Here is a 23,846-nt window from a genome sequence, read left to right as displayed (position 1 = left end):
TTCTTTTAGTGGAGGTGCCGGATATTGTTCACAATATTTTCTAATAGAAAAAAAACTTATATATTCCTTATAAACACTGGAATTACAGATGTTTTTAACACGAAATAATAAGTTTAAACAATAACTAGCAATAACAATTTTGTCACCTTTTTTGTCACCTGCTTATTATTTCAAAAAAAAGTATTTCTATGAAACATACCTTTTATTTGAAACAACCAAAAAGTACAAAAGAATCATTAATCTATTTCTCGTGCTACTTTAAAGACGAAAAGAAAAAGTTTGTATACTCTACTGGAGAAAACATCATTCCATCTCAATGGGATTTTGAAAACAACCAACCTCTAAAAAAAGGAAAAGCTAAAAGCCCAAATGCTTCCTCCATTAAATTTCAATTAGACAGGTATTCTTCCCAGTTTGAGAGTTTAGTTACCATAGCCAAACAAACTGAAATTAAACTAACCAGCAAATACTTAAAAGACCAATTCAACTCAGTTTTCAAAGTAGACAATTCCAAACATCACTTTTTTGATGCCTATGAAAAATTCATGAACGAGAAAATGATGAGACAAGAATGGCAACCCTCAACCATCAAAAGGTATAAGAACCTTAAAAACATGCTTATTGAGTTTGAAGCTAAAAGAAAATACTACTTAAATTTCAACAATATCAATGCTTCTTTTTTAAACGAATACACAGACTTTTGTTATAGAGACAGGCAGCATTGCACCAATACCTTTGCTAGAAATTTAGGACTTCTTACCTCTTTCCTAAATTGGTCTTTCAACAATAAGCTAATATTTAGTACAGAGTTCAAAAAATTCAAAAAACCAAGTAGAGTTGTCACTAAACAAGAGGCTCTAAAAAAAGAAGAGATTGAAATAATATACCAACATCAATTCAAAAGTACTAAACATGAAATAACTAAAGATTTATTTGTTTTCCAATGTCTTACTGGGCTACGTTATGGAGACCTTAAAAACATCAACAAAGGGAATATAACCCCTGGTTTTCTTATCGTTAAAGATGACAAAAATCCTGACAAACCTGAGAGGAGTATTCCTTTATTACCCATAACTGAAGAAATCTTAGTTAAATACAACTATAAGCTTCCTCAAAGGAGTAACCAAAAACAAAACGAGTACATCAAAGAAATTTTACAAAAGCTAGAATTTAACCGAGAAGTTGAATACACTGTTGCTAAAGGGGCTAAACACGTTAGATATTCTAAACCATTTTACGATAGAATTACCACTCACACAGCTAGAAGATCCTTTATAACCATTATGAGAAACTACGGGGTTGCTGATAAAACAATTATGAGCATCTCAGGACATAAAGACATTCGTACATTTAACATGTATCACCAGGTTGATGATAAAGCTAAAATTGATGCTGTTAGGAATGTATTTAGTTAAGATATTACTACCTCCTACTTACTTTTACAATATAATATAATTGCTTGCATGATTATCAAGGAAACAAAAACAGGGATGTATATCCATTCTCTTCTAAATTTTTCTTTAGCCTTAATTATAGCGGTAAATAAACTTAAGAAAATAACCAAAGTAGATCCTACACTAAAAATAAATAAAAGAGAATCTTTTAAATTCTTAATAAAACTAAAACTTTGTATAGATGACATTACAAATGCAATTACTGCTGTAAATACACCTATAATTGCTATAGAATCGATTTTATTAGTTTTCATTTCACTTTCTAAATCTTTAATATCCTCTTTCAATTCAGACTTACTTCGATCAAATGCAGAAACTTCTCTTCTAAATCTTGAAAAAATCATAAAGCTATTTATTACATTATTTGCATCTGACAATAATATTTCAAAATCAAGATGTGTTTTGTTTGAGGGAGCTGGCAGGACAAAGGAAGAGGCATAATACATATGTTTCAACTTCTTACTAGGAGTTTCAACTAAACACTCTTCATAAGGTAATGAGAACACGTAATTAAAATATTTTTTAGACCAAATTAATTTCTCGTTTGAATTCTTAATTATATCATCGACTTCATTTATATCAACTTCAATTACATCTTTGTAAATATTTTTTTGTTCTTCATTAAAATCAAGATACCTAGAAATACGTCTTAACAAATAGTCCAAATACTTACTATCAGAAAAAAAATTATAATTATTACATAAGTTGTTATTATTGTCTATTTCTCTTTTCAAGTTCTTTATACCATCATATAATTCACTATCAAACAAATCTTTATCAAGAACATCTACCATGCTTGACAAATAATTATTCAAACAATAAGAGTATATTTTTTTAAAGCAATACTTCTCGTTCTGATTTCTTGAAATCAACTCTTTACTCTTCTCAACAATATCTTTTATTTTATTATTGTCACGTATTGTGTCCTTCGAAAATTTTAACAAAGCATGCATTTGAAAAACATTAAGCTCATTTAGATTCTCATCATATAAAGCCGATGTATTTTCTCGCACCCCTGCCTTCCACTTTTCATCTATCTCATAATGATTCTCTATATACTTTTTCCAAATATTTAACTTTGAATTATTAAATAAATTCTGCTTACCTACTTTATCAAAGTTTATAACTTGACCATAAACTACAAATCCATTTGTAGACGTACTATCTCTTTTAAATTTAACTTCCCATTTATACTTTAGAAATGAAATCTTCCTAAGAACATTATCACAAAACTCCGAATATCTTGTTAAACGCTTTATTCTTCTTTCAATATTTAACAATACCTTATATTGATCTAAAGATTCATTGAAAAAAAAGTCTAGTAAGCTAAGACCTAAAAACAAACCGAATAGTTCAATTTTTTTTGAAATTAGAGAAAAAGTCCCACTCCTCTTTTCTAATGATCTAAACTGATAAAAAGTTTGAGTTCCAACTACCTCTATTTGATCATTTGATTTAATACCCTTTTGAATTACATCTATGAATGACAAGTACATCTCTAAAAGCATCTTAAATGCTTTTCTCATATAGGTTATATCATCATGAAAAGAATAGAGGAGTTCATCTTCAATTTGAAGCGTATCTGACTGAATTAAGCCTTGCAATTTAGAATCAATATCAGAATGTATTTTCTTGATTTTAGCCTCCAATAAATCATCACATACGTATTCACCTTTCAGTAATGAAACACACACAGAATCAAACACTTCATCAAACACTTCATTTAATGAATTTTGATACTTCTTTAAAACAATGGTCTTATCTGATTCATCAATAGTTGAATCAAAGTTTAATTTTTCTAAACTTTGACTAAAAAGAGTTTCCACAAGCGATTTTTTATAAGTAAAAGAAATGCTCCTCTTGTTTTATTACTTCCAAAGGAATAGACTGACTATACCTACCGTTATCTCTCGCAATAGAATAATAATGCTGCCAAGAATACCACTTATGACTTAATTCAACTAAATCAAACGCGGCCATAGAAAACAAATCTTTATTTAACAAGTATAACTGATCAATAGCTCTGTCTATTTTCTTATCAACAGAATGAATATCAGCATTCTCAACAATCCTTTCTTGATTGATTATTTTTGAATAAGAACTATTAATTTTAATATTTTTATCTGCAAAATCATCTTTTAGATATGTATAGACCTCAGTCTCTACATGCCCAAATGGAAGAGCCTTAAACGTACTAAAAACATCATCTAGAATTGAATCTTCTTCATCTAGTTGAACAGAAGCAGCAGCTGTAAAAAAAAGAAGCTTCATTACTTTTAATATACTATAGTCGTTTGATTCTAAGATATTTTCTCTATCTAGAATTTTAAATAAAAAGTATTCAAAAGCAGCTTTTTTGTTAGACTCCATATTGCAAATTTAACAAAAAACGGATATCGATTATCATATTTCGTTAAAAATCACTTTCTCAAATCTTTATCTAACATGTTAAGACGATAAACTTTCCCATCTTTCGCAAAACTCCAAACATTAGAAAGCTCCCTTCTTTGAGGTAGTTCTTCACTACTTGAACCTAGTTTCTCTTTTACTACTCTTCTAAACTTTCTATTAGCTTTTTGTTTGTCGTATTTTTCAGATTTAGCAGTAGTAATACCTTGAATTTTATTCTTCTTAAATGATCTACTCATAATAATTCTGCGTTTTAAAAAATAATTCGTTTTTACGCTTAAAAGCTCATTTAAAACGGATTGTTTTTTAAAATGAACCCTAGCGGTAGCGTAACGTACTCATGTCCTTTTACTCTAATAGTTTTACTTCGCTAGTTAAGATAGCATTCTTTAGGTAAACTTCATACTTTTTCTTTCCTACTTTAACCAGCAAGACAAACACCTGGTCTTTTTGTTTCCATTTTAAAATTTCAGCTTTTTTACCTGCAATCTTTTTAGCATCCTTAGAAATATCAAGACTTTGTAACTTATCCGTTATATCTGCAACGCTTTTTATATTTTCAGCATGGCTATTTGTTTGAACATTTCAAATTAAATACACTTAATAGCATAATAAATAAGACCTTTTTCATTTTGTAATTTTTAAGAATTAATATTTAACGATTTAAAATTTTTGTTTTTATAATGGAACCAATGTGTGTATCTCCCTCAGTCCTTTTTTCTTTTGGGAAATATTGCTCTCTTAACGTTTTTACACGTTTCTTAATGGCATTTTTTTTATGTGAAATCTCTTTGTAGTGATTTGGCCTACTATTTATGTATTCAACAGTCTCTTTTATTTTTTTCCTTGTATTGTCATTGTATAAGACATCATCATAAAAAAGAAGTTCATTACTATCAAAACCAAATTCTTTAGTTAATTTTTTTCTTAAACCTATTACTGATTGTTTCATTATTTTTTATTTAAAAAAATCAAGTTGCGCAGATTTTTCATTTTATAAACGTCCTAGTTTAACAAAATCAAGTTCGTTTTCCGTGTCGGAAAACACAACTTGCAACTTTACTATTTAGAGGTTAAATATTCATTCAAATCACCATACCCACGATACTTTTCTCGTTTATCAATTATCGTTTTCTCTGGATATTTATGAACTATTTTTCCCGAAGTCTCACTCCCCTTTTCATCATTATCTAAACACATCTTTATTACTGAAAACTGTTCTAAAATTAGATATGCTAATTTTAAATTATATAAAGAGTTTAATATCAATAAACTTTCATTAGACTCTCTGTTCAAAGTTTTATAACTCATCATATCAAAGCACCCTTCAAAAACAACAATGCTTTCAGAATCATTTAAAAAGGTAGTTATGTCTTTATTTATTAACGTTCCTTTATAATAAGGGTTTCTAACCTCGTAACCTTTTGAATTATTTAAAAAACAAACCCCATAATAATACTTCTCCTTATGGGTGTAATGAATTTCTTTTAAATACAGTTTAGCAAGCTCCAAATCTATTTTCCTCGACTTTACGTAAGCTATTAATGATTTTGTTTTTAGCTCAACTACTTTCTTTATGACATAATCTTTTTCTTCTTCTTGGCAATTAAGTTTTATAGTCTTTTGCCCTAAAGAAGAAAGAGAACTTCCCAAGCTAGAAACAATCACCAAAGCTTCGTTGATAGTACAACGCTCTACCAAACACACCAGGTCAATAATATCACCTCTTTTAGAAGCTCCAAAATCTATCCAAATGTTGTTCTTTTTATACACTACAAAGCTTGGGGTTCTTTCTTTTCTAAAAGGACTTTTAAGTTTAAAATGATTGGTATAACTGGTATAATCATAGCCTTTATACTCTATATAATTAATGACAGGAACTTTTTTCGCTTGTTGACAATTCATTTTTACTTGCAGTTTGTGCATATCATGCAGTTATCAATAAAATCAATAGCTTGCAAACGTTTTAGCAATGCAGAATGCCTGCAGAAACAATGCAGCTTTTTTCAAATAATAAGAAAGTACATAACGTGCAAAACAAATGCAGTAAGAAACAACTCTAAAACACAGTTTTTCAGACTACTAATTCAATACTGCATATTGTGCACGTTATGCACACAAAATCTAGTCTTTTATAATTTTTATTATCTTTTTATAATGCCCTTTAGAAACTCTTTCAAACAATTTTGTATTATTTAAAAAGTTATACATCGCTCGTTCTCTTAAAAAACCTTTCACAGCATTTTTCATATCAGAAGTCGTAAACTCCTCATTCAAAATCGTATAAACATGCAACTGTTCCTTTGTTAGAGTATCTAAATAAGAAAAATGTTTTTTTGATCTTATTCTAAAAGTATTTTCATAAAAATATTCTACTAAACACATAGCTCCTTCAACGGCATCTACTCCAACAACAGTAGACTCTTTTTCAAGTGTTACATCTGATAGAACCTGAAGTAGTAATGAGAACCTCGCAGAATATTCTTCTAATTTTGCTGATGCTCCTAATTCAAACCCCTCGAAATTATAAACTTGATTAGAGTGCTGCCAATTAAAAAGCTTCTTCCTAGCAGCCTCTGAAAAATTTAGAACCCGACTTCCTTTTAAATTATAAAGCTTATTTATGACTTCAGAATACAATTTATAAGCTTCTGAATCCCCTTCAACTAGAGGCCACTTATTTTTATCTATTTGCTCAGGGTAAGCAAATAGAATCCTATCTACAAAACCATTATCCTCATTCCCATTCCTCATAAGTTCATTAATTTTCTTAGGTTGAATACCACCTAAAACATTTGAGAAAGGTTTTTCAACACTGATACTTTCTAAACTTACTCTATCCTTTGTAAAACTGTTACCGCTCCAAAGGCTTAAGTAACTCTCTAGCTCTCCAGATGATTGATATCTATTCATATTTTTTAACCAGCTCAATATTTCATCTACATAAATAGTTACAGACTTTTTTGATTCTTCTAATGCTTGCATCAAAACCTCTGGAGTAAAATCTGAGTACAACAATCTAATAAATGACGGCTTCTTAATTTTAGACTCCTTATCTGAAGAATAATCTTTACACTTAGACTTATACTCTTTGTAAATTTCCTTATCAATATCCTTTAAAGGCTTCATACATAATTTCATTACTGGTGTCTTACACGTTCCTGCATCACCTACAATGACTAAAAACAGATTACAGTAAGTATTCCAACCTTCCAATACACTAAGAGAGTATGATTTACCTATTGAAGATGAAAAAGCTAATAACATACAACTACCCAAGAAGTCTGGTGAAAAGCTATAATAATCGACAAAGTATTTTGAAACTTTTTGTATTTTCTCTGGAAATACATGAAAAGGAAAAGTATATTTGTTTTGACTTTTTTTAGAGTTCCTGTTTGAATCTTCATTATTCGAATGGGAACTTTTTTCTTTATCCCCCATACTTAACTTACACGCTTATATTTAAGACTTTTCACTTCATCCATTGAATCAAAAATTTCAGAATATGGGATCAAAATCTTTCTCCCAACTTTCTGTCCTTTTATTAAGCCTTTCTTAATATAAGCTCTCGTAGTTTGAACGTCCACACGGAAAAACTCCGATGCTTCTTCAACAGTAAAGAGTTTGTTTTTACGTTCGTTTTCAGCTTGATTTAAGACCAAATCAAACTTTTCATTGAGTTTGAACAACTCTTTATAGATATGCTCAAACGGATTTGACATGTAATTACTCATGATATTATTTATTTAAAATTTCATGAGCAAACTTCTTATATAGCTATAATAAACTTTGGATTTATTGGATTTGAATCTGGATTTACTGTTTTAACTTGTCTAAAAACGATAAATAGTCATAAAAACTTAAATCATTTGAGTCTAACTCTTTATTGATTTTATTTGTAAAGTTATTTTTTGCAAAAGAAGTATTAAAAAACTTTTTGGAACTTGGATATAATCCGTTAGCAATTCCATTATCTTTACTTACTTTAGTCCAATCTAAAATTGATAAATCATTTAGTTTCTTTACAAAAACACCAAAATCATATTTTCTTTTAAATTGGTTAGTGATAATTCTTTTAGTCTTCGAATCATAAAGACCTTTTTCTATTAAAACTTGGCAAAGCGGGAATGAATATTCTGTCTTTATGTAAGCAAAAAAGTCTTTATTGGCATTGATGAATTTCTTAGACTCTTTATTTATATATCTCTGGTTTCTCTCAAATGGATTAAGATTGTCATGTTCATCATCTAACTCTGAGTCTAATAATAATATTAAATAAGGTAATTTTTGTTCAATATATTTCAAAAAAGAACCTACAGTAAACTTATTGAAACCTGGTCTCAAGCCATGAGATAAAATATTCTCTTTAGTAAATTCAAAATCTGTACTAAAGTTATAAATGGCTTCACACATCTTGTTTTTAAATACCTCCGAGTAAATAGAGAAATCATTATTAAACATTTCTTGAAACTTTAATGACTTGGCAAAAAGACCTATAGATTGAATCTGTGTAGTATCTAATTCATTATGAGCTTTTAAAATTGTGTGACTTAACAAGCAACTTTTTATTAAAGACTCTATTTTACAATACTGTCTTCTTCTATTGTATTCAGTATATTTTGTTGTTAACTCATTTTTGATTTCAATTACAAAGCTCATTATTAACTATATTTGACTATAATTTTAGTGAATTTTTATAACAAACAGAAATAATAAACAGAAAACAAAATGTCACCCATTTTGTCACCTAAAAAAAAGAACCCTAGTAAATACTAGGGGTTTCAACAGAATTAGTGGAGGTGCCGGGAATCGAACCCGGGTCCAAACAAGCAACTTCGTAGCTTTCTACATGCTTAGTTTTTATCAAATTTTCGACGAAAAGCTAGTCAAAAACAACTTACTTTAAGCTTAACTTATTTAGTTTCGGAAAAGCAGCTAAGTGATACCTTTCCTATTTAGACTTTTACGACATCTCTAAATTGCACGCGGTCTATCAGCGCTTACAAGAGATGCATAGCTTGCTCACCTTGTGAGCCTAGGCCAGTTCCTACTGTGATTCGGAAATTAGGCAGCCATGGCGAAAGATTCTTCACCGTTTATTGTTGTGGAACCTCGATTTACGAGAATGAGCTCCATCTCTCGGCATGCTTACTAGTCAATTGATCTCGCTGTCAAAACCAGTCACCCCCAAAATTTCAAAGAAGATTGCAAATGTAATTATTTCTCTACACAAAATACAAAAATTGAGCATTAAAGCATAGCATATCCTGTCTCTAAATTCTTATAGAAACAAATAGTACATTGCACTCTTAGGATTTAAAAGTGAGTAACCGATTTTATTTTTCTGTATCAAATTAGACTACAAAAAAAGCAACTAGAGCTAAGACTATAAACCATGCTACTACAGCTACAAAAGCGTATAAGGTTTGTGTTGTGTCTTTACTTACATTCATACTTACAAATATTTAGTTAGTTCAACATTAGTTTCGTTTATTAACAACTAACAAAAAGCTCTAAATTAAGTTGGAGAATTCTATTAGTTTTAATTCAAATCAACTTTCTCCTACTTTTAAGCAGAAGAACGCAAACTCTTTCTTTTTCTAATAGAGGTAAGTAAATAAGTAACTGATATACTTGTGTCTCGTTTTAAAAAACGAAACAAATAAAAGGGCATATGTTATATTAACATATGTAAATATAATACAAAAAATGACAATGCACAAATTACAAAGCACATAACCCACACATTGTCAATATTTTAATGAAAATAATTATTCTATCTGCAAGAAGCTTTAACTAAAGTGTATTTATCACTTTTCTAATTGCGGTTAAATCTGTCAATAGTTTTTCTAAATATTGGATATCTAACATATTTGCTCCATCAGACTTTGCGTTTGCTGGATCAAAATGTGTTTCTATAAATAAACCATCAACACCAGTAGCAATTCCTGCTCTGGCAATAGTACCAATCATATCTGGTCTACCTCCTGTAACTCCACTAGTTTGATTTGGTTGCTGTAACGAATGTGTAACATCCAACACTGTAGGAGCAAATTCTCTCATTTCTGGAATTCCTCTAAAATCTACAATCATATCTTGATATCCAAACATAGTTCCTCTATCGGTAACCCATGCTTTTTCAGAACCTGCATCCTTTACTTTTTGTACGGCATGCTGCATAGCACCCGGACTCATAAACTGTCCTTTCTTTAAGTTGACTACCTTACCTGTTTTAGCAGCAGCTACGACTAAGTCTGTCTGACGAACTAAGAAAGCAGGAATCTGTAATACATCTACATACTCAGCAGCCTTAGCAGCATCTTCTACCTCATGAATATCTGTTACCGTAGGTACATCAAACGTTTCGGATACTTTACGTAATATTTTCAAAGCTTTCTCATCTCCAATTCCAGTAAAGCTATCTATACGAGAACGATTTGCCTTTTTAAAACTCCCCTTAAACACATAAGGAATTTCTAGTTTATCTGTGATTTTCACCACTTGTTCAGCAATTCTCAATGCCATGTCTTCTCCTTCAATAGCACAAGGTCCTGCTAATAAAAAGAAGTTATCAGAATTGGTATGTTTAAGTTTTGGGATTACATTTAAGTCCATATCACTAATTTTTGTGGGTTCAAAGATACGTTATCTATTGGTTATTTGTTTACTTCTAGTTAAACCCTTTTGAAACCTTTAATATTTTACATCTCGACACTTCGTCTAAGCTCAGCACAGACAACTCGATGACCTAGAATCCATATTAAAAATAATCAAGAAGAAGAATTATTTACCCCTCTAGCTTCTAAATTCTAATATCTAATTCTCTACTTTTATTTTGATTCCTTTACTATGGCTACTAAATTCTGGAGCATACATACTCTCTATGTTTGTAATTCCATTGCTAAACACTCCTTTGTGACTAACTCTTAAATCGTACTCAAACACATAGGTTCCTTTACGAATTCTATCAAAAAAGAAATGAGTAGCTGCATCTTTTGTACTCTGATAATACCCCAAACCGTCTTGCCATTTGTATTTAGAAATAACATCTACCGGTTCTAAACCAGCAGCTCGCATGTCTTTCATGTGAATAAATTCCATTTTCCTATCTGTGGTTAACTCTATTCTTACCGTTAATAAATCTCCTACTTTTAACGAAGTATCATCCAAAGAAACTAAGGTTGGTCCATTGTCTGTATTCTTTTTCAAGTACACTTCTTTCTTTATGCTCAACGGTGTTTCTGACTGTTGAATTTTATCCAAATCCTCAAAATACTGCCAATACAATCCACCCCAAGCAACTCCTTTTTGCTTCTTGGTTAACGTAACCTCTCCTAAATCAGATGAAATTTCATTAGCCTTCCAGATCGTTTTAAAGTACCCTGTTCCTGCTTCTACTTTTACAGCATTCATTTTCTCAGCAGGAATAGGCTTCCCTCCTATTTTAACGTCAACCGTTTCTTCTACAGACAACCAATCCGACCCTTGTAACAACAAAGCATACACCGCTTCTGTAGTTGCTTTGGTAGTTTTCCAACGCTGTACTTGTTTATTCTTTAACAACCATTGTTTTAATTCATCTACAAACAGGGTGTTATCTTCTATTTCCGAGAATACTTCTATCAATAAACTCTGTGTAACAATTGGGTCTCTGTACCAGAACCAACTGGCTTTATTTTCTTTCCAATAACGTCCCATTTCTTCACTCAACACCGAGTTTTCTTTTAAGGACTTCACGATGCTATTTGCTACCTTTTGCTTACCATTCCTGTAATGAATTAAGGCCAACAACCCTTTATCATACAAGGTTTCTTCTTTCCAAAACTCCTTTGCTTGGTTGGTGTAATAAGCTATTGCTTCTTGCAACTGCCCCTCTTTCTTTTTTGATGGATTAAAACTTAATACATATAAGTATTGTAACTCAAAACTATATAAATGTTTCCTAGCGAGATAACTTTGTGATTTTTGGATTCCTTCTTTTTCTGTTTCTGCTTTGTTTTTTAGCTCTGCTGCTCTTTTCAAGAGTCTTTGATAACGTGCTAACAACTCTTCATCTAAAAATTGCTGAGCTTTTGTTATCATTTTTTCTACCTTCTTGCCCTCTATCTCTACACCCAGTTGTTTTAAATGACAATAACCTTGTACCACATGTTGTGTAATATAGGGATTGGCATAATCTGAACCAGTAAACCATGGAAAACCTCCATTCCCCATTTGCATTTTGTCTAGCTTTTTTACTGCACTGTCTAAATTTCCCTCCATTTTACTCAGATCAAACAACAAAGCCATACGCTTTTTTTGCTCCGTTTCTGACTGAGCACTTCGTAACCAAGGAGTTTCTTGAATAATTATAGATTTTAACTCTGGATTCTTTTCTAAATTACTTACCAATGCTTCTGAGGAAGCCCATTGTTGAAACACTTCTTTAACCTTTGGATTCGTATTTACAATATGACTTGCCAACTGATTTGCATAATACCTAGAAAAGGTTTGCTCTGCACACTCATGTGGATACTCCATTAAATAAGGCAATGCTTGCACTGCATACCAAGCAGGATTAGAAGTTATCTCTAAACTTACTTGATGATGTTTTAAAGTCCTAGATGTATTATTTTTTAATGCATCTAAAGTAAAAGTCTTAGTTTGCCCTCCATTTACCCACAAAGGCAATGTTTCTGTCACCAACATTCGGTTAGACAATACAGGTAATACATTTTGCTCTCCATCTGAAAACTCATTACTAGCCGCTACAATTTTGTATTGCACAGCACTCACATTTTCTGGAATTTGTAGATTCCAAGACACTGAAGTATTTCCTTTTTTAGCGACCGAAAAAGCTTGACTTGCTTCAGTATTTTGCAACAATCCATCTACGTTTTTTCCAGTAATAGCATCGGTTAATTCTAGTTTGACTCTTCCTTGTTGGAATTCATCTCCTAAATTGGAGATCTTTGTGCTTAAGGTAATTTCATCACCCTCTCTTAGGAACCTTGGAGTGTTCGGAATTACCATTAACTGTTTTTGTGTTACGGTGGTTAAACTCTTATAACCTGTATACAATCGCTTGTCATGAGCCAATAATTGTAACTTCCAACGTGTTAAGTCTTCTGGCATGGTAAATTCAAAAGAAACCTCCCCTTTTTCGTTGGTTTTTAGTTGTGGAAAGAAAAAAGCCGTCTCGTTAAAATTCGTTCTAGCTTTTACGTTTGCCAATGCTTGTTCTTGTTTTTTCAAACCTGCTTTGGTGGTGATGATAATTACTCCATTCGCTCCTCTTGCTCCGTAAATAGCTACCGAAGCTGCATCCTTAATCACATCAATACTTTCTATTTCAGCTATATTCAGTTTAGGGTCTTTATCGTAAGGAACACCATCTACAACATAAAGAGGACTCTTATCTCCACCTAACAAGGATGTATAACCCCTAATAAGGACATTAGACTCTTCTCCTGGAGCTCCCGAGGAAGCAACAACATTTACACCAGCAACTTGTCCTTGCAAAGCTTGCTCTACATCTGCTACACCAGATTTTGCTAATTTCTCAGCTTTCACTACTGTTACAGTTCCAGTTAATTCCTTCTTCTTTTGACTTCCGTAACCAACAACAACTATCTCATCCAAAGCACTAGAGCCTAAATTTAGAACCATTTTAAACCCAGATTTTGACTCCCATTTAAATTTTGCTGTCTTATACCCTATAAATTCAAAAACCAATACATCTCCTTTTTTCGCTTTTATTTTAAAATTCCCATCGAAATCTGTAATTGCGTTATAATTTGTCCCTTTTATAGAAACACTTACCCCAATTAATGGTTTATTATTCACATCTGTTACAACACCCATTGCTTCACCATCATACTCAATTCTTTCAAGTTTTATACTACTTAAATAGTTGCTGTTTTTCGATTTATTTCCAACAAAACTAAAGCCATACCACTTAAATTCGTTAGCCCTTATACTATGGCTATAATAATAACTCCTATAGCTCCTTGGAATTATATGAATAGTTTTGGTTCCAAAACTTAAGTGTGATGATATATAATTATAAGCTCTATACGTTTCTAAATTCCTAAGATTAAAATTCCATCTATGCTTTTTAAACTGATCCAAAGAAGCATCATACATAGAAGCCAACAACTCTGCAGTCACTTTTTCTTTATCAGCCCCAGTTACCTTAAAGCTCCATTTTTGTTTAGCCCCAGGTTCTAGTTTATCTCTAAACGTAAGTGTTTCTATTTTTAAGTCCATTGGCTTGTAAGGAACAGAAACTATTTGAACACCACTCTTTACCGTATTTAAATTAACGTAATGCCACTTTATAGCAAATCCTCCTCTATCAAATTCAGAAACAGGAATTTTTAGTCTCTTAATGTCATTATTTAAATGAATGGTATGCTTAGAAAAAGTTTGGTAATTTTTCTCCACCTCAACATATACAGTCATGTCTTTAGATCCTGAACCTATAGAAAGCTCTACAAAATCTTTAGGTTGATAACTTTCTTTATCCAACGACAAATGAAACAATTGCTGATCGGCTACTTTCTTTGCTTTTTTATCTACCAAGTCAATAATCTTTTCATCTATTACCTCCTGTCCCCAGGCATCCTTGCTTTCGGCTACAATAAGATACTTTCCTGTTTTCCATCTTTTAATTCTCTTGAAGGCAATTGATTTCTCTTTAGCTGTATCAAATTTTCTATTAAAAACTAACTCCCCTTTTTCCCACTTATTTGGATTCTCAACATTCTCAAATGTTTCATTGGGGAAATAGATATTATAATCCTCTTTAGAAATATTAGAATACTCTGGTTTGTTCCAGGCTCTATTTTTTTGTGGAAACGTTGGAGCAATCAACTTGTATATTTTTAAAGCTCCTTTCGCTGCTACGACTTCTCCATTTAAGTTCTCTGTGCTTATATGAATTTCATGATCTTTTCTACTAACTTCTAATTGATCTAAAGTAGTTAACGATAAACTCATGGTATGATAGCCAACTTTCACCTCGGTTTCAGTACTTCTAGTTTCGCCATTCACATCCGTTACATCCGCATAAACGGTATAATAAAAAGTAGGCTGGCTCTTTTTATCAATAGTAGGATCTGGAATTGCTTTAAATGGTACGGTATATTTCCCATTCGCATCAGTTGTCGTTTCTCCTTGAACAATCTCTTGGCGATTATTTACTCTAGGCATCCACCAACACCAACGCGGATATTTCGCTTTTCTTACCACTCTGTACTTCACCTTGGCATCGGTAATATTACTTCCTGCTAATGCAGTTGCTGTTCCTACAGCTTTTACAGAATCATTTACTTTAAAGGACTCTTTAACTGGATTAAAAGCAGTCTCGAACTTAGGTCTTTTATATTCCTCAACAGAAAAAGTATCATTGTATGTACGTAAATCATCTATATACTCATCAAAATCTTCATCTAACTCAAAACGATACCTCCCTGTTAAGCCTGTTTTTGGTAATGTAAAACTTCCTGCTACTGTTCCATATTCATTTAGTGTTAATTCTAACTCCTTAACCTCATCACCATTTGGTCCCTCTACTAAAATCTCTATATTTTCATTAACAACTGGACTTACCTGTTGCCCTTTTTTGCGAATCCAAATGATTTTAAAATAAACTGTTTGACCCGGTCTGTAAATACTTCGATCTGTAAACACAAAAGCTTTATCCTCTATTTCCTCCTCATCATCGTTATCATAATCTTTATCAACCGAAAAAGAATTAAAAACAGCTTTATCATTATCCGTACTAACCGTTGCTCTTACACTGTAGAATCTATATTTTGACGGATAAACAAAAGCTCCGTTAGCATCTGTAACAAAGTTTTTATTCAAGCCTCTTTTCATCCAACGATCTTTCTTTTGATACAGATTCACCTTAGCATTCGCCACTGGTGCACCTGTCCACCTATCAACTACTTGAAACATTCCATCTTTAAGTTTTAAGAAACTTAAATTGGTTACCTGAAACTCTTTAAAAGAGTAATTGTTTTGCCCCTTAGCTTTTCCTATTAAAAGATACTTTCCTTGAGATAGTTCTGGAATTAAAACCTCTGTTTGATGCTCTTTATAATCTTTTACTTCTTTCAATATTTCTTTCCATTCCAACAACTTAGGAATACGTTTGATGAAATCTGTCTTTTTTGAAATCTTTCTATTGTTGTAAAGCGAGTCACTTACCTGCTTACTCAACTCTACTATAGAAAAAGAAACTTCTTTTATGTTTCTATGGGTAATGAGTGCTTTACTTTTTTTATTGACTGGAATATAGCTTTCTATACGTGTATCTAGCTTTTGCCTTAAGATATTCCTCTTAATATCTTTGGAGTTTATAGCTGCACTAGACAAAGAGTCATTCTCAATAATTTGATTACACAATGCCAACGACTCTTTATATTTAAACAAACCATACTTTGTTTTGGCAATTTCAAAATATAAAAGATTGTTCTCTTTTGTTAAAGGATACTCTTTCGTCAATTTTTCTAGAAGGTCTAGTTTTACATTTCTATCGGTACTGAAAACACTTCTATCTTTTATGTATTCTAATGCTTGGAATAGCACTTTAAAATAAGCTTCTCTATTTCCTTTTTTATGATGATACTGAATCAGTTTCTGAAACAATTGTAGCGTTAAAAATTTGTTTGAATCAACATCTTTTGTCTTTAGTTCAATCGTTTCAATTTCTTCTAAATAACTAACATCATCAATTAAAAAAGGTTCTTTAGGTTGTGTAATACTACTTTGGGTGTCTTTGTAAAACTGAATGGCTCTATGCGCTAAAAAATCATACAAAGTTGGTCTATAAAACGATACGTTTTCTTTTACATCTACTAATTCTTCATAATCCTTTACAGAAAGAGTTTGTAACAAATCCTCGTCTACTAATGATGCTTTAAAACACTTTTTGGTCTCTTGTATCAATTTAGAAACATCCCATTTCTTAATATCATCTCCTAAATCAGTTCCAGTTACTTTGGTTCTATTATATATCTTCCATCTATTTCTGTTGTAATACCCCCAATATAAATGCGCTAACATACTGTTAAGAATTGCCTTGTTTGCTTTGCTCTTAGTGTGAACGATTGCGGCCTTAAAGTTTTTCACAACTTTTAATTGTGCATTTTCCTCCAATGCTAATGAGAATTTACTTTGATAAATTAAACAACGGATTTGCTGTTGTTCATTTTGCTCTTTCTTAGCTAGTTTATATATCTCATCAACTTTTTGTAAAGCAGATTTTGGTAATAAGTCTAACTCATCTATTTGAACTTTCTGCCATAGTTTTTGATAGGTTTTAGATGGACTCTGTGCAGATACAAGAATTGTAATACTGACAAATACTAGAAAGAAGATTTTTTTCATGAACAGTAATTTTTTTTGAGTTTTAAAATAGTGTTTTTTATAGAATCTATTTAAAATAGTATGTTAAATAACTACTTTTACATTTCAATTGCATTTCTATGAACATTCACTTTATTGCTATTGGCGGAAGTGCCATGCACAACCTAGCCATTGCTTTACATAAAAAAGGATACCAAATTACAGGTAGCGACGATACTATTTTTGAACCCTCTAAGTCTCGTTTAGACCAACATGGGTTGTTACCAGAGTCGTTTGGGTGGTTTCCAGAAAAGATTAATAACAATTTGGATGCCATAATTTTAGGAATGCATGCCAAACCAGATAATCCTGAATTGTTACGAGCTCAAGAATTAGGGCTAACCATTTATTCATATCCTGAGTTTTTATACGAGCAATCTAAAGACAAAACTCGTGTAGTTATTGGGGGTTCTCATGGAAAAACTACTATTACCTCTATGATTCTTCATGTATTAAACTATCATGAAATTTCGGTAGATTATATGGTTGGTGCTCAATTAGAAGGCTTTGACACTATGGTGCATTTAACTACCCAAAATGAGTTTATGGTTTTAGAAGGTGACGAGTATTTATCGAGCCCCATAGATCGCAGACCAAAATTCCACTTATACAAACCTAATATTGCCCTATTAAGCGGAATTGCTTGGGACCATATAAACGTATTTCCCACTTTTGAAAACTATATGGAACAATTCTCCATTTTTACAGACAGCCTAACTCCTGGTGGAATTATGGTCTATAACGAAGAGGATGAAAATGTAAAACAGGTTGTAGAATCTTCTACAAATCCTGTAAAAAAATACCCTTACCAAACTCCAGACTACACCATTGATGACGGTACCACTTTGTTGGAAACTCCAGAAGGAGATATGCCTTTGGAAATTTTCGGAAAACACAATCTACAAAATTTAGCAGGTGCAAAATGGATTTGTCAACACATGGGGGTAGGAGAAGAAGAATTCTACGAAGCTATTGAAAGTTTTAAAGGAGCTAGCAAACGTTTGGAAAAAATTGCAGAAAGTAACAACGCTGTAATTTTTAAAGATTTTGCTCACTCTCCTAGTAAAGTAGCTGCAACTACAACTGCTGTTAAAAATCAATATAGCAATAGAACTGTTTTAGCCTGTTTAGAACTGCATACGTACAGCAGCTTAAATGCTGTATTCTTAAACGAGTATGTTGGAGCTTTGGACAAAGCAGACAAAGCGGTTGTTTTTTACTCGCCTAAAGCAGTTGTCATTAAACAATTAGAGGAAGTTACAGAACAGCAAATTAAAGAAGCTTTTAAAAGAGAGGATTTAATTATTTATACCAATCCTGAAGCTTTTAAAGAGTTTCTATTTTCTCAGAATTTAGCCAATTCGGCTACTTTATTAATGAGTTCAGGGAATTATGGAGGTTTGGATTTTGAGGAAGTTAAAAGCTTGATTTAAAATGCTAAAAAGGAATTTCTTATATCTGTTTTTTCTTTTATTACTGACCAACTGTTACCAAACTCCCGTAACACCCTATGAAGAATACATTGCAGAACACTGGGAAGAAAGTCAAAAAGTAATACAAGCACAAAACAAGATTCCGCAAAGTGAATTTATCAATAGAGCTCATAAATCTGAGAGTTATTTAATTCACTCTAGTTTGTATTTTGGGTTGATTGGTATGATCATTATCCTAAATATCATTTTTTACGTCAACCTTCGAAATTCTCTGTTCTTATACTATTTGGCTTTTGTTGTTAGTACCAATATCACGATTGCGTATCACGAAGGATTGCTATACCCCTATGTTAAAAACTGTTTGTTTACCTACGATTTTGATGTGTTTTTCCATCACTTAAACATAATTTCTTGTTTCCTGTATTTTAAAGAGTTTGTCGACTTAAAAAAATACTTCCCTAAAACTAATAAGATTCTTATCTACATAGTTGTTGCACAACTATTCATTTTTCTAGGGTATTTCTTCCATAAAGATGTTTTTTGGATTACATTTTCTAACACTATTAGTGTTTTTACCTTATTATCTTTTTGGATTCTATCTTTCTTTATCATTAAACACCAAAAGAGTATTCTATATTTCACTCTAGGTACTTCTTTAGCTATGATAACTGCTTTTTTTCACATTTTGTTCAACCCAATTTATATTCAAGTAATTGAAAATTCTGGAAACTTGTTAAAAATTGGATTGGTTGTTGAAACAATCGTATTAACATACGCTATTATTAGACAAAACAAATTCATTTTATTGGAAAATGAATTAATGAAAAAACGTTTGCATATTTACCTTTCTCAACTCCAAAAAAACGAGACTGGAAGCAAAATAAACGTAGATGCTTTAGCTAATAAATACAATCTTACCAATAGAGAAAAAGAAGTACTTTCAGAGCTGGTAAACAATAGCACTAACAAGCAAATTGCCGAAAATTTATTCATTTCCATCAATACGGTAAAGTCTCATATTCGCAATATCTACGAAAAATTAGACATTCAAAACCGAAAAGATTTAGCCCTCATAACTATATAAAAAACAGCCTGTTGTGGTAAACGGGAAAGCCTTTTCTTAAAATTCACCCCTGTGGGATGAGATAATTTTTACGACTTACTATTTCTTTTGTCCGAAACTTTAATTTACTATGGACAAAAAAAATACATTTCTATTATTCTATTATCTTTTAGTGTCAAACATTCTTTTTGCAAAAAGTAATTTTACAAGAACAGAAGACACAAATCCCTTAGAAATTGTTTCTATCACAAGAAATTTAGACGAAACGACAGATGCAGATGAAGTCTCTTTTACCATTACTTTTAACCAAGCCATTAAAGGGGTCTTGGATTCAGACTTTTTAATTTCTGGAACCTCAGCTACAATTAGTACCTCTACAAATTTTAGGCTTAGTGATCTTGACTCTAATACAAATAAATTGAATGCCTTAACTGCTGAACTAAACTCATTAAATACTCAATTATCTGCTGCTATTGCCTCCCATGAAGCCAATAAAGCTTCAATTTTAAAAAGCATTAACGAAGAACTGCTAATAATAGTTCAACTAGAAACAGAAGCCAATAACGTACTTGCAACCGATCCGAGTAAGGAAGTTGAAGCTAGGCAAATGCTAACTATTCTAGCTCAACTCAAAACAAATCTTTTGAATCAAAAAACGGCTATAGAGAATAGTGAGAGTGATGCAGTGAAAAGATTGAAAGAATTAGTAACTGCAAAACAGGTAGAAGTAAACAATCAACAAGGAATACTAGAAACTTTTAAATCTGATGCCACCAATGCTACTATAACTATTTCTGGAGGTAACTTAGCTGACCTAGATGGAATTATTACTCTATCAATTAATCCTACTAACACCATTCAGTCTTACACTAATTTATCGCTTAGTAATATAATACCGACAGGAGTTAACGAAAACACTTATACTATTAAAAACTCAGATTTAAGTAATCCTTTAATCAATTCTTTATCTAAAGAAGTAAAAGTAATTCAAAACCAAAATCAACTGACTATAAAATCTCCTTTTCAAATAGATTCTATAGAGATTTTAGACTATACCGGAAGTAAAGTTTTTACAACTACCTCAACCAAGTTTACTACTTATTTAGCAAGTGGAGTTTACATTTTAAAGCTAGATACCAATAAAGGATTTGTATTTAAGAGATTCTTAAAACAGTAAAATACCTTAATCTTATTAAATTTCTGCCACCACAATAGTATGTTTTCTAATACACATACTGTTGTGGTGTTTTTGCATATATCTTAATTAATTTCCTATTTTTGAGATACCCCCTTAATAAATACGAGCATAAAATATGAATATTTCAATATTTAAAAAGTTTAAATTCACAAGTTTGGCACTTATAAGCTTATATTTTACATGTGTCATCTTAAAAAACTTTTTAAACGTTACTTTCAAATCTAACATCTGGACAGATATAGTCATTTTAATACCCCTCGTTATTTCTGTATTCCATTGTAAACTTTGGTACAACAAAAAAACTACTCTCATATTCTTTTTAATCACCTTTATGATTTCTTGGAGTATGGAGTCTTTAAGCATTGAGACTGGCTTCCCTTTTGGAAACTACTATTACACCGACAAGTTGCTTGTCAAACTAGGAAAAGTCCCTATTTTGATTGTATTTTCATACTTCTCTGTAGGTTATCTTTCTTGGGTACTTTCTCATATTATTTGTAATAGAATGACCAAAAACTACAGTCCAAAAGACATGTTTCTAATCCCTAGTATGGCCGCTTTTTTTATGGTTTCTTGGAATTTAACATTCACCCCATTGAATTCAACAATAATAGGTTTATGGACTTGGAAAAATGGAGGCAATTATTTTGGAGTACCCATTCAGAACTTTGTGGCTTGGTATTTTTGTATGTTAATTATCTATACCTTGTTCTTTCTATACACCCGAAACAAACAATACCCATCAAGCTATAAATTTTCTGAGAAATTCTGGTTTTACCCTTTGCTTACATACATTGTAATTTCATTAGACAGTATCACTTATCCAATAAAGGCAATTTTAAAATACGATCAAAACAAAATTATTACCATACCTAAATACAAAACAAGTGGAGATGTAACACAGTGGCTCACCCACGACATCTACTATTCTTTGGCACTAATAAGTTTCTTTACGATAATGATTATTGGAGCAATGCTTATAGTTTTCTTATACAGACAGCCTTTTCACAAAATAGATGAATAAGCTTTATCAAATTCCTCTTTACTTTTAACCATAGTAAAACTCTAAGAAAAGGAATTAAAAAAACTGCTATTTAGACTATAAAAAAATGTATTTAACTTTCGTTTAAATCATTTTTAATCACTTAATTAACAGGATGAAAAAATACAATAATATTAGTGGTCAATCGGATATTGATTTTTTTCAAATTGGGGACGAATACATTATTATTAAATTATCTAAAACAGGGGAAGAGTTAAAATACTCTTACGAAAACACAGGTAAAAACAAGGTAGAAAAAATGAAATCTCTAGCCATTCGTGGAAGTGGTTTATGGAGATATATTCTAACCAATGCAAAAAAAGTTCATGACCTAGGCATTACAAAAAGGCGTTTTAAATATTAAAATCACTTTTTGGCAGCATCATAATTAGGATTTATGGTTGGTACCTGTACCTTTACATTTTTTCGCCATTTATTTAAATCGGCTAATAACTCTTTTGCTTTTTTAGGTTCCTTAAGAGCTAAATTTAGGGTTTCACCCAAGTCACTTTTTAAATTATACAATTGTAAATTATCTTCTTCATAAATATGAATTAACTTCCAATCTCCTTTCCTAATAGCACTGTAAGGCTTAGCCCCTCCTTTATGGTAATGTGGGTAATGCCAGTAAAGTGTTTTCCTTTTACTCTTTTTTCCTTCTAATAAAACAGAACTTAAATCCATCCCATCAATGCCTTTGGGTAAAGAGTTTTCATTCTCAATCAAACCTAATAAAGTTGGCATTATATCAGCAGAAATTGCCAAATCCTTAGAAACGCATCCTTTTTTTATCTTATCCTTCCATTTAAAAATTAGCGGAACCCTTACCCCTCCTTCATAAACACTTCCTTTTCCTGATCTTAACGGTACATTGGTTGTTGGTTTTAAATGTCCTCCATTATCGCTATGAAACACAATAATCGTATCCTCCTCTAGCCCATTCTCTTTTAAGGAAGTCATCACTTTCCCCAAAGCATCATCCATGTGCGTTATCATGGCAGCATAAATTGCATTGTTATGTTTCATACCAGCTTTAATCAACCTTTTATATTTTGCTACTACTTTAGGTTTAGCTTGCAACGGCAAATGCACATTATACAACCAAAGATTCATAAAAAAAGGTTCTGTCTTATTTTTCTCAATAAAACTTACTGCTTCAGTTGCCAATCTATCGGTTAGGTATTCATTTTTTTCACCATCTTTTAATCTAGGATTGTTATAGGGGGAAAAATACCCCTTTCCTCCATCAGCTTTTGGAGAACCAGCACTAAAACCACCAATATTCATATCAAAACCCTGGTTTTCTGGCCAATATTTTGGATCTTCTCCCAGATGCCATTTGCCTAAGTGAATTGTTTTATAACCATTTTTCTGAAACATTTCTGCCAATGTTACCTCCTCTAAATCTAGCTTCTGATTCCAATTAGGAACTTTCATCTTTGCATAAGGTTGCTTGTGACCTTCAATCCAATCTGTTACATGTAATCTCGCAGGATACTTTCCAGTCATGATACTCGCCCTAGTAGGAGAACAAACATTAGACGATGCATACCCATTGGAAAAATGAGTTCCCTCAGAAACCAATCTATCTAAATTAGGTGTTTTATATAGGTCACTTCCAAAACAGCTGGCATCTGTCCACCCCATATCATCTACCAAAAATAGAATTACATTAGGTCTTCTATTTTGAGATTGAATTGTAAAAAAGCCAAACAATAGTACGTACCAAAAACAAGCTTTCATTTTTTTCATCATCTGTATTTAAAACCTCTGAAAGCTAATAATTTTAAAACAAAAAAAAGGAGCCATCTATATATTAGATGCCCCCCTTTATAAATACTTCTTTATAATT

Annotated in this window: 17 protein-coding genes and 1 other RNA gene; 6 read left to right on the top strand and 12 right to left on the bottom strand. The window is 31.7% G+C overall.

What is annotated here, in order from left to right; all coding sequences use genetic code 11:
• Positions 1 to 188 precede the first annotated feature (188 nt).
• A complete protein-coding gene (locus tag ACXHHC_RS12110; protein WP_458226639.1) occupies positions 189 to 1,415 on the top strand; it encodes a tyrosine-type recombinase/integrase in 1,227 nt (408 codons plus the stop codon).
• 14 nt (positions 1,416 to 1,429) lie between these two features.
• Here the strand turns inward: ACXHHC_RS12110 and ACXHHC_RS12105 are convergent, their stop codons facing one another.
• The 11 genes from ACXHHC_RS12105 to ACXHHC_RS12055 all read right to left on the bottom strand — a co-directional run bounded on the left by ACXHHC_RS12105 (position 1,430) and on the right by ACXHHC_RS12055 (position 17,240).
• The gene (locus ACXHHC_RS12105) at positions 1,430 to 3,280 is read right to left on the bottom strand and encodes a hypothetical protein (protein ID WP_458226638.1); all 1,851 of its coding nucleotides are present in this window, start codon (positions 3,278 to 3,280) and stop codon (positions 1,430 to 1,432) included.
• A gap of 10 nt (positions 3,281 to 3,290) precedes the next feature.
• Positions 3,291 to 3,824, bottom strand: a complete 534-nt coding sequence (locus ACXHHC_RS12100) for a hypothetical protein (RefSeq protein ID WP_458226637.1) — start codon at positions 3,822 to 3,824, stop codon at positions 3,291 to 3,293.
• A 50-nt stretch (positions 3,825 to 3,874) separates the two neighbouring features.
• Positions 3,875 to 4,102, bottom strand: a complete 228-nt coding sequence (locus tag ACXHHC_RS12095; protein ID WP_458226636.1) for a hypothetical protein — start codon at positions 4,100 to 4,102, stop codon at positions 3,875 to 3,877.
• 416 nt (positions 4,103 to 4,518) lie between these two features.
• Positions 4,519 to 4,815 carry a hypothetical protein gene (locus tag ACXHHC_RS12090; RefSeq protein ID WP_458226635.1) on the bottom strand — a complete coding sequence of 99 codons (297 nt, stop codon included), beginning with the start codon at positions 4,813 to 4,815 and terminating at the stop codon, positions 4,519 to 4,521.
• Positions 4,816 to 4,925: 110 nt separating this feature from the next.
• Positions 4,926 to 5,768: a toprim domain-containing protein gene (locus ACXHHC_RS12085; RefSeq protein WP_458226634.1), complete on the bottom strand. Its 843-nt coding sequence runs from the start codon at positions 5,766 to 5,768 to the stop codon at positions 4,926 to 4,928.
• A 219-nt stretch (positions 5,769 to 5,987) separates the two neighbouring features.
• Entirely contained in the window at positions 5,988 to 7,304 is a 1,317-nt protein-coding gene (locus ACXHHC_RS12080; RefSeq protein WP_458226633.1) for a DUF3987 domain-containing protein, read from the bottom strand.
• 2 nt (positions 7,305 to 7,306) lie between these two features.
• Positions 7,307 to 7,597, bottom strand: coding sequence for a helix-turn-helix domain-containing protein (locus ACXHHC_RS12075; RefSeq protein ID WP_458226632.1), 291 nt, complete (start codon positions 7,595 to 7,597; stop codon positions 7,307 to 7,309).
• An 82-nt stretch (positions 7,598 to 7,679) separates the two neighbouring features.
• Positions 7,680 to 8,522, bottom strand: a complete 843-nt coding sequence (locus ACXHHC_RS12070) for a hypothetical protein (RefSeq protein ID WP_458226631.1) — start codon at positions 8,520 to 8,522, stop codon at positions 7,680 to 7,682.
• A gap of 132 nt (positions 8,523 to 8,654) precedes the next feature.
• Positions 8,655 to 9,052: a transfer-messenger RNA gene (gene ssrA / locus ACXHHC_RS12065) on the bottom strand.
• A gap of 607 nt (positions 9,053 to 9,659) precedes the next feature.
• Positions 9,660 to 10,478 (bottom strand): 3-deoxy-8-phosphooctulonate synthase, encoded by an 819-nt coding sequence (gene kdsA / locus ACXHHC_RS12060; protein ID WP_458226630.1) that lies wholly within the window; start codon positions 10,476 to 10,478, stop codon positions 9,660 to 9,662.
• Between the two features lie 201 nt (positions 10,479 to 10,679).
• Positions 10,680 to 17,240 (bottom strand): alpha-2-macroglobulin family protein, encoded by a 6,561-nt coding sequence (locus tag ACXHHC_RS12055; protein ID WP_458226629.1) that lies wholly within the window; start codon positions 17,238 to 17,240, stop codon positions 10,680 to 10,682.
• Positions 17,241 to 17,338: 98 nt separating this feature from the next.
• Here ACXHHC_RS12055 and ACXHHC_RS12050 point away from each other — a divergent pair, with 98 nt between their 5' ends.
• The 5 genes from ACXHHC_RS12050 (at position 17,339) to ACXHHC_RS12030 (ending at position 22,358) form a co-directional block, all read left to right on the top strand.
• On the top strand, positions 17,339 to 18,691 hold the full coding sequence (locus ACXHHC_RS12050) for a UDP-N-acetylmuramate--L-alanine ligase (RefSeq protein WP_458226628.1): 1,353 nt from the start codon (positions 17,339 to 17,341) through the stop codon (positions 18,689 to 18,691).
• 1 nt (position 18,692) lies between these two features.
• Complete coding sequence (locus ACXHHC_RS12045; RefSeq protein WP_458226627.1) at positions 18,693 to 19,775, top strand: LuxR C-terminal-related transcriptional regulator; 1,083 nt, start codon at positions 18,693 to 18,695, stop codon at positions 19,773 to 19,775.
• A gap of 109 nt (positions 19,776 to 19,884) precedes the next feature.
• A complete protein-coding gene (locus ACXHHC_RS12040) occupies positions 19,885 to 20,931 on the top strand; it encodes a T9SS type A sorting domain-containing protein (RefSeq protein ID WP_458226626.1) in 1,047 nt (348 codons plus the stop codon).
• Between the two features lie 136 nt (positions 20,932 to 21,067).
• Positions 21,068 to 21,976, top strand: a complete 909-nt coding sequence (locus ACXHHC_RS12035; RefSeq protein WP_458226625.1) for a carotenoid biosynthesis protein — start codon at positions 21,068 to 21,070, stop codon at positions 21,974 to 21,976.
• A gap of 133 nt (positions 21,977 to 22,109) precedes the next feature.
• Positions 22,110 to 22,358 carry a hypothetical protein gene (locus ACXHHC_RS12030; protein WP_458226624.1) on the top strand — a complete coding sequence of 83 codons (249 nt, stop codon included), beginning with the start codon at positions 22,110 to 22,112 and terminating at the stop codon, positions 22,356 to 22,358.
• A 2-nt stretch (positions 22,359 to 22,360) separates the two neighbouring features.
• Here ACXHHC_RS12030 and ACXHHC_RS12025 read toward each other — a convergent pair whose 3' ends face one another.
• Positions 22,361 to 23,746: a sulfatase gene (locus tag ACXHHC_RS12025; RefSeq protein WP_458226623.1), complete on the bottom strand. Its 1,386-nt coding sequence runs from the start codon at positions 23,744 to 23,746 to the stop codon at positions 22,361 to 22,363.
• Positions 23,747 to 23,846: the final 100 nt, after the last annotated feature.

It is taken from the genome of Wenyingzhuangia sp. IMCC45574 (assembly GCF_054182685.1).
This window is presented reverse-complemented; position numbering and strand designations above follow the sequence as displayed.

Coding starts and splice junctions, on each gene's coding strand:
- ACXHHC_RS12110 (WP_458226639.1), top strand. CDS start 189: ATGAAACATACCTTTTATTTGAAACAACCAAAAAGTACAAAAGAATCA.
- ACXHHC_RS12100 (WP_458226637.1), bottom strand. CDS start 3,824: ATGGAGTCTAACAAAAAAGCTGCTTTTGAATACTTTTTATTTAAAATT.
- ACXHHC_RS12095 (WP_458226636.1), bottom strand. CDS start 4,102: ATGAGTAGATCATTTAAGAAGAATAAAATTCAAGGTATTACTACTGCT.
- ACXHHC_RS12090 (WP_458226635.1), bottom strand. CDS start 4,815: ATGAAACAATCAGTAATAGGTTTAAGAAAAAAATTAACTAAAGAATTT.
- ACXHHC_RS12085 (WP_458226634.1), bottom strand. CDS start 5,768: ATGAATTGTCAACAAGCGAAAAAAGTTCCTGTCATTAATTATATAGAG.
- ACXHHC_RS12080 (WP_458226633.1), bottom strand. CDS start 7,304: ATGGGGGATAAAGAAAAAAGTTCCCATTCGAATAATGAAGATTCAAAC.
- ACXHHC_RS12075 (WP_458226632.1), bottom strand. CDS start 7,597: ATGAGTAATTACATGTCAAATCCGTTTGAGCATATCTATAAAGAGTTG.
- ACXHHC_RS12070 (WP_458226631.1), bottom strand. CDS start 8,522: ATGAGCTTTGTAATTGAAATCAAAAATGAGTTAACAACAAAATATACT.
- kdsA (WP_458226630.1), bottom strand. CDS start 10,478: ATGGACTTAAATGTAATCCCAAAACTTAAACATACCAATTCTGATAAC.
- ACXHHC_RS12055 (WP_458226629.1), bottom strand. CDS start 17,240: ATGAAAAAAATCTTCTTTCTAGTATTTGTCAGTATTACAATTCTTGTA.
- ACXHHC_RS12050 (WP_458226628.1), top strand. CDS start 17,339: ATGAACATTCACTTTATTGCTATTGGCGGAAGTGCCATGCACAACCTA.
- ACXHHC_RS12045 (WP_458226627.1), top strand. CDS start 18,693: ATGCTAAAAAGGAATTTCTTATATCTGTTTTTTCTTTTATTACTGACC.
- ACXHHC_RS12040 (WP_458226626.1), top strand. CDS start 19,885: ATGGACAAAAAAAATACATTTCTATTATTCTATTATCTTTTAGTGTCA.
- ACXHHC_RS12035 (WP_458226625.1), top strand. CDS start 21,068: ATGAATATTTCAATATTTAAAAAGTTTAAATTCACAAGTTTGGCACTT.
- ACXHHC_RS12030 (WP_458226624.1), top strand. CDS start 22,110: ATGAAAAAATACAATAATATTAGTGGTCAATCGGATATTGATTTTTTT.
- ACXHHC_RS12025 (WP_458226623.1), bottom strand. CDS start 23,746: ATGAAAAAAATGAAAGCTTGTTTTTGGTACGTACTATTGTTTGGCTTT.